The following is a 12,851-nucleotide window of genomic DNA, read 5'->3' on the forward strand; positions in this document are numbered from 1 at the left end:
CGCGCGTTAAATTTTAGTGGGCGCATTCTTAAGGAAAGTCCTACAAGGCACTGGAATTGCCCTACATGAAGTTCCCCTCTAGGTCCGTACTCTTGGCGCCGCTGAGAGCCTGAGGCGATAGATCTGTTAATCGCTTGGCTTGTTCAGTCACCCGACTAGAGGTTTATCACCCCCATGACTAATGTTAAAACGTTCACCCCTTCTCGACTGGCGACCGCTATTAAGGTACTGGCACTGATGCCACTGTCGTTGGCCGCTACGAAAGCAGCTGCACTCGAAATTTTTCCAGGCCATGAACTGACAATTGACGCCAGTTCGCCTTTTGACCGCTATCAATTGAGCGGTGATGCAAAACTCATCTCCAATGGCGCCAGGATCGTCAGTGTCCTTGCCCGCGACTCGACATTCGAAATGAATGGCGGCCGGGTACAAGCCGGTAATGAAGTCGGTGTTTCGCTCTACGGCAGTAACGCCACCATTCGTGATGCACATATTTCCAGTGGACGATCCACGGGCTTGATCGTCGGCACCGTGGATAACCGGGCGTCGACCGCTACTGTTTTCAATACCTCGATCGAAGGCGCCACGCAAGGCGTCATCTTGAACGGCTCCAGTGTGCTGTCGTTGAATAACAGTGAGGTCAGAGGGGGCGAGCAGGGCTTGTTGGCCGTCGACGGCCAATTGATCGCAAACCAGAGTCGCATCACTGGCGCCACCAACGGCATTGAAATCTATCGTCATCCGATAACCCCAGACTCGGCCTCCTTTACGTTCAACCAGACGGCTGTGGTCGGTGAGACCGGAGCGGCCATTGTGGTGAATGCTCCCGGCACGGTTGAAATCGATGTCAACAATGGCTCCACCCTGGTGGGCGGTAACGGCAACATGCTGGAACTGACCGCGGGTGGCTCGGCCAACATGCGCGTCAACAACAGCGCTCTGAGCGGCAATATCCAGGTTGGCAGCCTCAGTGAGTTGGACCTTAACCTCGATCGCGCCATCATGAACGGTGACGTGATCAACGGTGGCGGTACCGCCAGTGTGGGGCTGAACAACGGCTCGGTCCTCACCGGTCGCCTGGAGCACGTCGATAAACTGGCGATCAACAGCGACGCCACCTGGGTGATGGTCGACCATCAGCAGGTGGGTGACTTGTCCCTGAGCGGCGGCAACGTCAAGTTCGGCGAGACCGGTACGTTCTACCAGCTGGACGTGGCCAACCTATCGGGCAACGGCACCTTCATCATGAGCGCGGATTTCGCCACCCTGAGCAGCGATTTCCTTAATGTGACTGGCACGTCGTCGGGCGACCACAAACTGCTGATCGCCAGCAGCGGTGCCGACCCGTTGAGCGACGACCGCCTGCATGTCGTACACACCGCCGACGCTGGCGCCCAGTTCAGCCTGATCGGCGACCGCGTGGATATCGGGACCTATTCCTACAGCCTGATCAATGACAACGACGGCAAGGACTGGCTGCTCGACCCAGGCAGCAAGGTGATCAGCCCGAGCACCAACTCGGTGTTGGCGTTGTTCAACGCAGCCCCCACTGTGCTGCTGGGTGAAATGACCACCCTGCGCACCCGCATGGGTGAACTGCGCTTTAGCGAAGGTCAGTCGGCTGGGCTGTGGACCCGCGCCTATGGCAACAAGTATGAGGTGTCCAATGACAAGACCGGCCTGGGCTACAACCAGTCGCAACGCGGCTTCACCCTTGGTGCCGACGTGCCGGTATCGGGTGGCGACGGCCAGTGGTTGATCGGTGCAATGGCCGGTCACAGCACCTCGGACCTGGACCTTAACCATGGCAGCAATGCTACCGTCAACAGCTACTATGTCGGCGGTTACGCCACCTGGCTGGATGCCGAGAGCGGGTTCTACTTTGACGGTGTGCTCAAGTTCAACCGCCTGCACAACGAGTCCAATGTGGCCATGAGTGACGGCAAGAAAGCCAAGGGCAACTACACGCAAAACGCGGTGGGCGCATCGGCGGAAGTCGGTCGCCACATCACGCTGGACGACGGTTTCTTCGTTGAACCATATGGCCAGTTGTCTGCGGTGATTACCCAGGCCCAGAGCTACACGCTGGACAATGGCCTGGACGCCAAGGGTGACCGCTCCAGTACGGTGATCGGTGAACTCGGTACTACCGTGGGGCGCAATATCCAGCTGGAAAGCGGCGGCGTCTTGCAGCCGTACTTGAAGGCGGCGGTGGCCCACGAGTTCGATCAGAGCAACAAAGTGTTCGTCAACGACAATTCGTTCAACAATGACTTGTCGGGTTCGCGCCTGAAGCTGGGTGCGGGTGTGGCGATGTCGGTATCGCAGAACCTGAAGTTGCATGCGGATCTGGAACACAGCACGGGCAAGAACATCAAGCAGCCGTATGGGGTTAACCTGGGCTTGCGCTACGATTTTTAACGGGCTGGATGTATAGCGCGGTAGCGGTATAAACCGTGCGGGTAATGAAAATGCCCCGTCTCGAAAGAGGCGGGGCATTTTTTTGCTTTAAGGCAGGGCGGGGTGGTTTTTAAATGCTCACCACCGCCACGGTCGTGTTGCCAGAGTTGCAGACCAGCAAGTATTGGCCATCGGGTGTGCAAGCCACCCCATCGGGTTGATCAAAACCAGTAATAGTACCAACGAGTGTCTCGGTGGTCGTATCAATGACTCTGACACGGTTACCGGAAAGTTCCGCTACATACGCCCGGGGGAGAGTGGGATGGAAGGCAATTCCTCTTGGATCACTCAGCCCGGTTAGGGTTTTGACGTGAGTAAGACCCTCATCGGCGGTGTTGTAGATTTCAACTCTGTTTATGGCCGATACCGACACATAGAGTCGTTCCAAGGGGGAGTTAAGAGGGCTGTGGGCAAGTTCTTGAGCAACTCCCCCGTTGACAACGGTGTGGGTACGCAGCCCGCTGCTGAAAATAAATCGCTCCGTGTTGACGCCCGTTGTAAATGCCGATATGCCTTGTGGATCGACTATCGCAGCTCTAGGGGCGGACGTGCCAGTATAGTAAGTTGAAAGCTGGTTGCTTATTGTATTGTAGCCGAACAGCGCATAGTTACCATATGCGGTGTTAGGGCCGAAAAGTACTCGCGAACCGGTGGGGTTTAGGCAAATTGCCTGGGTTATGGCGCCATAGTTGTAGGGGTAAGAGAAGCTGAAGGAGCTGATATTAAAGACTAGGATGTTGGAGTTGGCGGTACTGCCATAGGCCGAGATAAAGAGCCTTGAGTCAGTAGGGTGCAACGCCAATCTATAAGCAGCATAGGCATAGGGAGTGCTCAGTGTTCTGACTGCATCAGTTGTAAGATTGATGATTGAAATCGCATTGGCACGCGAGTTCGCGACACATGCCGTTGTGCCGTCTCGACTGATTACGATTTTAGCCGGGCCATTCCCAGCTGTAATATGACGAATAATCTCCCCGGTTCCCTTACGCGTCACATAAGTGGGCACCTTGAAGTACTTGGCCGTATCCAGGCTGTTGGAACCGTCCAGCGATACCCAGGCTTTGACCGCAACCTCGCTGTTGTTCTCCAAGCCCGACAAATAGCTGGCGGGTATCAGGTCGAGCGTGCGTCCGGCATTGAATTCCGCGGATGTCACGCCGACCGCAAGCCGCAGGTCGCGATTGGTCGTGCTGAGTAACTGAATCCACACGGGTTGCCCGGCCCTGAAGAACGGCCATTTATCAATCCGCACGTTGTTCGCCACCGCCGTATTGATCGTCCCACCCGAGGCTTCAGGGATAGTGACCAGGTCCAGCAACGAACTCGGCAGCGCCAGGACCTCTACTGTCAGGTCGCCGGAAATCGTCGTTCCTGAGGATTCAATGAGTTGGTACGACACCGTGAACTCACCATCCAGATAAGCCGCAACAAAGTCGCTCGACAGCTCGAAGCGTGTGTAGTTCTCACCCGCTTCAGGCACGGCCGGTTTCGCAGGAATGTTTGGATTACCAATCCCCGATTTGCCTTTGATATTGACTTTGATGTCTGCATCACGCGGGAGTTTGTCTGAGATCACGCGAATCTCAATCGTTTGTGGTTGAGGTGCAATCACGTGTGTGGGGTTGAGTTCAACGCGAGTGTCCGAGATGAATGTGGTTGGCACTACTTGGGGCAGCAGCAGGGTGCGAGGCGTGCCTATTTTGATAAGCAGGTCGAGAGAGAAACGGTTCGGACCGCTAATGGGCTTGAGCTCATAGTACAAGCGTGCCGTGCCATCGTCATTGTTCAGGACAATATTGCGAGGGACGGTGAAAGGGATCTCGGCGTCTTCCCAGTTGATGTCGACCGCGAACCAGGGGCTGGTGAAACTGCCGCCGGGTGCCGACCCTACAAAGATCAGCCTGAGTTCGGTGCCTGCGACGATGGCGGGGTGCGGACGCACCCTGACGTTCAAGTTAGCCTTGTGAATCAATGGGTTGAAGGTGAAGTCAGGCGCCACCGCCTGTAATGTGGTGGGCGCTGGCAGGTCCTCCAGGGCATCGCCGACGGGCACGCTTGCCTTTTCTGAGGCGGGTCTTGGATTACCTCGATTGATCAGGTAATGCGCCTCGAAATAACCACCGCTGAGTGCGGTAAAGAAGGCGTTGTCCAACAAGAATTCAACATCGCCATTGCCGGCCATTTCCGTGTATTCGGCATAAGTGGACGTACCGTTGGCGGAGTGCCCCAGTACGATCAAGTCAACGCGGTCGTTGGGGTTCTGCCCGAAGTAGTGCGGGACCACGATGCGGACTGGGTTGGTATCTTCTGGCAGTGCGCCATTGACCAGGTCCTGTACCTCTGGAGGCGGCAGTCGTTGACTGACGGGGTCGCCGAAAATGTTATATAGCGCCCCTTCGGAGTGGCGGTCGGGAGTTCCAGGGCGAACGCGTTTGTAGGTGATCAGGATACGACCACCTGCCAGGGGCCGCAGGAAGGAAAGGGGCAGCGGGATAAGCGCCCGGATCACGTTGATAGATTGTACGTCGTATTCGAGGGTGATTTCGGTACGCACGCCGTCTGCGCTGAGTCCGCTGACGGTCAGGATAACCTTGTCGTTGACGCTATACCCCTGGCCGCGTATCGGCAGTTCAATGGTCGCGTCGCCATCGAGGTCCGGCACATTGATGAAGTCTTGTTCGCTTTCCGGGTCGTAATCGGACTCGGTGACATGCACAGGCGACAGCAGAGGTTCAACGCCACTCCCGACCCGCAGTTCGATCATTCGGGAGGGGGAGAAACCCGGTGATTTATTACCTGCCTTGTCGACGACGAACCATTCGACAAGGTGCGCGCCGTTGGGCAACTGGTTCCAGGTTCCGAAATACGCCGTGATTGTTATCGGGTTATTGCCAGAGGCCTCGAAAGACGTGACGGTGTGCTTGATGATCACGCCACCGATACTCAGGTGAATGACGTCATCCTCTTTGCGGTGGTGAACTTGAGGCTCTGCCCTGTCAAGTGGGTAATTACCAATCTGTATCTTCACGCCCGCGCTGATATCGGCATCGGTAATCACCCTGAAGTCTTCGATTTGCGGGTTGGTAAACCTGACGGGACTCATGTTGTCGTTATACGGCGTGCTGACGATCGGGTCCCTGCCGACAGGTGGCTCGCGATCAGCGAGATAATTGAACCGGCGGGTGCTATCAGTGGTGCCGCTCAGATGTTCGACGAAGACTTGCACCGTATTATTCGCCTGGTCAATAAAACGGCCGGCGTCCATAAACAGGAGGGTGAGTTGGTCAAGGTCGATTTCTTCTTGGGTAACAGTGTGGATAGGCCCCCGCACTCCGTTGATTTCAATCCAGATAAAGTCATGTTCGGCTTTATTCAGATACCCCGGCAGCAGACAGATGACGCCGTTGGTGTTGACCGTCAATGCCGCTGCGTTGAACGCTGCATCATGGCCGCTAACCGGCTTTGTTTCAGTGGGGAAAAGCACCACCAGGTCGCTGAACGGCCGGATGCCGGAGGTTGCATCGTCGGGGAACAGTTCATTGGGCATAAGCCCGCCGGGCCGGTGGTGGGAGGGGGCGATGAGCGCGGGTAGAGTGTTGTCGTCTGAGATGGCGTCAGTGTCTTGATCGAAGGTCATGATCATCGTCCTGTCTGGGCAATAGGCGTGGGCGCAATGTTCCGTGGGGAGGAGGAGGGCGCTTCAGTATTGATTCAACGCCCCGTGCAATGGGCTGCCTAGCTGTGAGAAATGACAGTGCCGACGAATGGTAAAACCCTGGAGATATTGCGCGGGTAAACATATTGAACCGCCGCCGGGCGTGCGCGGTTGGGTGGCGATGTTAAAAGCGTGAGCGTATAGCCCGAAGGAAACTCAACATGCTGGGTAATGAAAAAATGCCCCGTCTCGGAAGAAACGGGGCTTTTTATGTTTACAGTGTTAGTAAATCGCTAAACCATCGAAGCTGTTAGTTGTACTACCCCACTGCATGTCATTAGGTGGCCACCCCCGGTTTCCATAAATGTTGACAAAGCAATAAGCCAGCCCAGGTTGCGGTTGGCCAGGTGCTTGTTCAGTGGTCCATATATTACCCATCGATGGCCAGCGCCCACTGTATTGGCCACTAAGCTCAACAGCGATACTGAAGTTAGGAAGTACGCCGCCCCATGCAGCGGCTGCACTCACCATGGAATGCCATTGCCCTGTCCCCACAAACCGGCATCTGCGGAAGGACCCGTTGACAGTCACGTTATAGCTGGCTGTTTGCGCGGGTTGCGCACTGTCCCGAACTGTGATCGTCGCGGTACCTGCGGCAGTGATGTGAACGCGGCCCCCCGCATTGACGGAAATGGCTCCTGGATTATTGGAACTGTAGGTGTACGGTGGTACGCCGCCAGTGGCAGTCCGAGCTGAGCCAAAGTAAAAGATCTCATTGAAACCACCGAAAAAGTTCACCAGCAAGTAACCATTGAGATTTAGAAACCTTGGGCTGGTATCCATTGCCAGAGCGGGCGTAGTTCTGACCGTATAGCTGACGTCTTCCAGGTTCAAGGCGCTAGCCTCGCCATTGGTACCGTCCACGGATACAGAGCCTTTGACGTGCAGCTTGCTGTTTGCAAGCAGCTGGCTCAAATAGGCACTCGGTACGGGCTCCTGTACGAACCTTTGATCAAACTCCTGTTGATTAAGAGCCTTGCTAGCATCTCGCAAAGTGAGCAAGTGGGGTTGATTCCCGGCTTTGACACCTTCCAGATAGATCCACGAGGATTGTCCTACTGCATAAAAGGGCCAGGCAGCGGTTCTGACGGTGGCGGCGTTTCTGATATCAATGACACCTGCCGTGGCCTCAGGAACGCTCAACAAGTCTAATGCTTGTGCCGGCAGAGGCTCCACCTCGAGGGTCAGTGGTACCGACCCAGTGGTATTGCCGCTGCGGGTAACCTCGAAATACACCTCGCAAGAGTCCCCCAGGTAGGCGGCGACAAAATCGCTGAAATGTTCGAATCTAATATAGTCTTCGCCAGGCTCCGCAATGCCGGGTTTTGACGGAATGTCGGGAGTCCCCAAGCCTGATTTGCCCACGACCCTCAGTTTGACGTCATCGCTGTCGAGCATCGGGAAGTATTTCACCCTGAACTCTACTTCGACCGGAGGCAGCACGTGCAACGGGTTCAGGCGCGACAGGGTTGGCGTAATTGCGGTGGCCTGCACAACAACCGGCGGCTCGGACAGTTCCAGCTTAATGCCGATGTAGATCACAAGCTCCTGGGAAAACCGGGAAATTGCACCTGGCGTCTTAGGCCTTACCTCGTAGGAAAGCGTCATCGTGCTGTTGAGATTGGCCAGGACGATAGTTCTCGGAATAGTGAAAGGGATGACCGCGTCCTCCCAGTTGATATCGACATTGAACCAGTCAGTCGTAATGCTGCCGCCTGGACGGGTACCTGTGGCGATCACTCTGATCTCTACGCCTTCTACAATGAACGGATGGGGGTCAATCCTGACATTGAGGTTGGCCAGGTTGGTACCGGGGTCGAACACAAAACCGGGCGGTAACGCTTGCAATGTCCTGGGGGGCGGTAATGTTGCCCTTGCATCACCGACAGGCACCGTTACCTGTTCAGAGGCTGGCCTTGTTACGCCACCATTGATCAAGTAATGAGCAGTAAAATACCCACCGCTCAGTGCATTGAAGAATGCGCTCTCCAACAAGAAAACAACGTCACCGATACCTGCCATTTCGGTGAATTCGGCATAGCTGGGCACGTTATTGGCGCTACGGCCGACCACTATCAAGTCGACTCTGTCATTTTCATGCTGCCCGAGGAATTTAGGCACCAGAATGCGTACCGGATTGGTATGGTCGGGTAGAGAGCCGTCACTGTCCAAATCCAGGACTTGTGGTGGTGGTAAACGGGTTCCGACCGGGTCACCGTAGATCGCGTAGAGCGAGCCTCTGGAGGGACGATCAGCAACGCCTGGACGAATCCGTTTGTAAGTGATGAAGATGTGCCCACCCGGCAGGGGCAGCAGAAAGTCAGCAGGCAGGGGGATGTTGACCCTGATTGGAGTGATCGAGGTCACCCGATGGTCGATGGTTATTTCGACTGGCACGCTGCTGGCGCTGAGGCCCTTTATCGTCAGGCGCACCGTATCGCTGACGGCGTATCCGTTATTGCGTATGGGCAATTCGATGTTTGCGTCGCCATCGAGATCACGGATATCGATAAAGTCCTGATCGTGCTCCTCGTCGTAGTCGGACTCGGTTACAAACACGGCGGGCAGTATTGGTTCGCTGCCACTCCCCAATTGCACTTCAATGAGCCTGCGAGGCGAGAAGCCTGGGGAATGATTACCCACCTTGTCGAGCACATACCATTCCACAATATATTCGCTGTCAGGTAGCGCTTCCCATGTGCCGAAATAGGCCCAGACACTAATAGGCAAGTTGCCTGAGGCTTCAAAATTGGTAACCGTGTGTTTGATCAGCAAGCCGCCGATACTTACGAAAATTACGTCGCCTTCTTTACGGTGATGTTTCGTGGGAACTGCGGGATTCAGTGGATAGTCTTCAATCAATATCTCGACCCCAGCGATGGCATTTTCCTTCGTGATCACGCCGAAGGCCTCGATCTGTGGGTCTGCAAACTTCACGGCAGCCATATTTTCGTTGACGTTGGGCGTGCTGACGATAGGGTCCGGGCCGACTGGGTGCTCACGATCAACGTAGATTGTGAACAGCTTGCTTTTATCAATTGTGCCGCTCAGTTGTTCGACAAAGGCCTGTACCTTATTGTTTGCCTGATCGATAAAGCGGGTGCTTTCTATAAACAGGACAATTTGCGTGCCCAAGTCGGCTTCGTCAGCGCTGACGGTATGGAAGGCTACTTGCACGCCGTTGAGTTCCAGCCAAATGAAGTCATTTTCAGCTTGTTCCAGATACGGCAGAAGGATGCAGATGACCCCCGAAGGGTTTACCTTCAAGGCGGCATCATTGAAGCCACCATCAGCACCTGCGACAGGTTCCCATAACGTTGGGAAATACAGGGGCAAGTCGGAAAATGGAGTGTTGATAAATGTTCTTGAGTTCAATGCAACGTCGGTTGGCGGTGGTGAGGTGAAGCCTTTGCGACGCAGGTCATTGGGGTGAAGCACACCGAGTGTATCGCTGGAGGAAATATCAAGGGCCTCCGGAAAAATCGACTGGTTGTCGATGGGGTCAGGGGCTTGATCGTATGTCATGATTAGGATTCCTTGTCATAGGGAAAACGATCGGAAACCCGTCACACAAGTGGGTCTCTGGCTTGATTCAGCGCCCGTCATCTATCGCCTGCCTAGCTGTGAGAAATGACAGTGCCGACGAATGGTGAACCCGACTTGTCCGTCAGCTAAAACACCACCAACGACACTGAATCCCCGCCGATATTGGCCACGTAGCCGTGGGAATCGTCTGGGGCCACCACCAGCCCGCGCGGCTTGTTAAACCCGGCATAGCTGCCAATCACCTGTCGCGAGCGCGTATCGATAATGCCCAGCAGGTCGCCATCGGTCTGCGACACGTAGGCCCGATCACGCCCGCGTTCGAAGGCGATGTCGTAGGGGCCCAGCAACCCGGTCAAGGTCTGCTCGATGCGCTGGGTCGAGGTATTGCCGATCGTGACGCTGCCGCCTTCGCGCGCGCTGATATACACCTGAGAGCCACGGGGGTTATGGGCGATGGCGACGGGGGCGGAGCGGGTGTCGGCGCTGTTGATCAGGCTGTTGGTCGGCAGATTGATGATGGACCAGTCGAAGAATGTGGCCACGTGTGCGCGGTTGTTATCGGGGCTGACGGCGACATCGATGGGCGCGCGCACCGGGATCGAAGCCACGCGTTGGTGGTTGCTTGTGTCGATGACGACCAGGCGCGATGCACCTTCATCGGCTACATACAGGCGCGAGCCGTTGGCATTGAAGCGAATGCCTCGGACGGTGGTGAACCCGGTCAGCGTGTCGATCAGCGAATAGTCCCGCGTGCTGTAGAGGCGAATCGGGGTATTGGTGGCGCTGCTGTTGTCGGTCACATACAGACGCTCGGCCGTTGGATGAATGGCCAGGCGCAACGGCGAGCCCGGCACGTCGAAGCTGTCGATGACGCGGTTACGCAGGGTGTCGATGACCCAGATCGAAGTGCGGCCGAAGGTGCAGGCGACGTAGAGCCGCGTACCGTCCGGGCTGAGCGCCAGGGCGTTCGGCGAATTGCCCACCGGGATCGTGGCGAAGATGCCCACGGTGTTGCTCATGCGGTAGTCGACAGGGCGAAAGGCGATGGCGAAATCCTTATGGGCGCTGCCGTTCAGCGATACCCGCGCCTCAACCCGCAGGGTGCTCTGGGTCGGCAAGGAACGCAGATAATCGGCGGGTAAGCGGACTTCCACGCGTTTGGCATTGAATTCCGCGGCGCTCAGCGGTGTGCCGTCGCGCAGCACCCGATTGGCCGCGGCCTTGATTTCGAGCCACACCGGCTGCCCGATCCGCATGAACGGCCATGCCTGAATCACTGCACTGTGCGTCACGTTGGCGTTGATGATGCCGTTCGACGCCTGGGGCACGTTGACCAGGTCCAGCGCTTGCTCAGTCAGCGGGTCGATGGTCAAGGTCAGCACCTGGGAGGCGCTGGTGGCACCGGCGCGGGTCACGGTATAGGACAATGCAGCGTCTCTGCCCAGGTTGGCGGCAATCACCCGATTACTGATGATGAAGTCGACATAACCCTTCAGCGGGTCGCCTGGCCGTGGATTGATGACGGGCGTTCCGAGCCCGTAGGTGCCGATGAATCTGGGCTGGATATCATCGCCGGCGAGCATCGGCTTGTAGCTCACCCGAAACGTACAGACCGGCGGCTCCAGCACATGTTGCGGGTTGAGCCGGGCGGTGGAGGGGTCGGCGATGTTGATCGTGCTTTCCAGAATATGCGGCACCGGCAGTTGCAGGCCGCTACCGACGGTCATCACCAACGCCTGGGAATAACGGGTGCGCTGGCCGGTGTGCTCCACCCGATAGTAAATGCGCGCCGAGCCGTTGAGGTTGGCCACGACAAACACCCGTGCGATGACAAACGCCAGGTCCTGCCCGACCCACGGCCGGGTGATGGGGAACCGGTCCGGTGGGGCGCTGCCGCCCATGGCGCTGCCTTCGACGTACAGGGTGACCGTGGCGCCCTCCGTGAAAGCGGCATGCGCCGCAACCCTCACGTTGGCATTGCCTCGGGATTGCTCGGGGTCGAAGTTGAAGGCGGGGGCGGGGGCTTGCAACACCTCAGGCGCGGGCAGGGCGTCCTGGGGCTCGCCGATGTTGAGTTGCAGAATGGCCGACGGTGGGCGCCCCCCGGCGGTGTTGATGTAGTAGTAGAGCATCAGCTCGCCGCCATCGAGCTGGCGGATGTCACCGTCGATCCCATTGTGCAGTTCGAACACGACGCTGCCTTCGCCGGCCGGCAACCCGTGCTCCTGATAAAAACGGTGGCCGTTGGCGTAGGTGCCTTCCAGCACCAGCGTGACACGGTCAAAGGGCTTTTGGCCGGTGTAAGCCGCGATCGTAACGGTCACCGGGTCGGTCAAGGGATGCAGGACGCCGCCGCTGGCGGCGGGCACTTGCGGTGCTACGAGGCCGGTTTGTTCGGGGGTTCCGCTCACTTGGACGAAGGTGTTTTCCGAGGGCCGGTTGACTTGTCCTGTGCGAATTCGCTCATAACTCAGTTGGATCAAGGCGCCGATAAGCATACGCACGTCAGCATTGGGCCATGGGACGTCGACGAAAGGCGTTGTGGTCGATGTGATACTGGCATCGTAGGTCTGTTCGACATCGACACCTTCCGGCAAACGCCCGCGAATGGTCAGTCGAAGACCGTCGCCCGACGCCCAGCCTTTTCCCTCGACCGCCACCCTGAGGGTTGCGTCTTTGCCTGCCAGCGTGTCCGCGTCCAGCGTGCCGGTCGGTGCTTCGACAATCTGGGCGGCGTCCAGCAACCGTTCGTTGGGATCCAGCCGCACTTCGATCAGTTGCATCGGCGAGCGCCCCGACGCGTAGTTGCCGACCTCATCGATGACATCGTAGGCGCAGGCCTGAAAGCCACTGCCGATGCGCAGCCAGGTGCCGTAATAGACCGTGATTGAAATCGGGTTGCGGCTGCTGGCCTCATTCTCTGTGACGATGTGCTCGATGATTTGCTCGCCGATGATCAAGCGAATGCGATCGCGTACCGCCCGGTAGGTACTGGGAGGCCGGTTGAGGTCCAGCGGGTAAAAGGGGATTCTCACCACCACCCCGCGCCCGGCTGCGGCCGAATCGATCAGGAACTGCGCGGGTTGCGGTCGCGACAGTTGTTCATTGACCCAGGGTGGGCGGGTAATGG

At 57.1% G+C, this 12,851-nt stretch carries 4 protein-coding genes; 1 reads left to right on the forward strand and 3 read right to left on the reverse strand.

Translation table 11 applies throughout. The annotated features are described in order from the left end of the window. Positions 1 to 174 precede the first annotated feature (174 nt). On the forward strand, positions 175 to 2,421 hold the full coding sequence (locus AC07W0_RS24065; RefSeq protein ID WP_173677833.1) for an autotransporter outer membrane beta-barrel domain-containing protein: 2,247 nt from the start codon (positions 175 to 177) through the stop codon (positions 2,419 to 2,421). 109 nt (positions 2,422 to 2,530) lie between these two features. Here AC07W0_RS24065 and AC07W0_RS24070 read toward each other — a convergent pair whose 3' ends face one another. From AC07W0_RS24070 to AC07W0_RS24080, 3 genes are all read right to left on the reverse strand, one after another. After that, on the reverse strand, positions 2,531 to 6,097 hold the full coding sequence (locus AC07W0_RS24070) for a YncE family protein (RefSeq protein ID WP_102618418.1): 3,567 nt from the start codon (positions 6,095 to 6,097) through the stop codon (positions 2,531 to 2,533). Between the two features lie 300 nt (positions 6,098 to 6,397). Beyond that, positions 6,398 to 9,700, reverse strand: coding sequence for an immunoglobulin-like domain-containing protein (locus tag AC07W0_RS24075; protein WP_017844897.1), 3,303 nt, complete (start codon positions 9,698 to 9,700; stop codon positions 6,398 to 6,400). A gap of 146 nt (positions 9,701 to 9,846) precedes the next feature. Then, on the reverse strand, positions 9,847 to 12,851 hold a 3,005-nt coding region (locus AC07W0_RS24080; protein ID WP_102618417.1), incomplete at its 5' end, for a YncE family protein.

The sequence above is a fragment of the Pseudomonas sp. GW704-F2 genome (genome assembly GCF_059423025.1).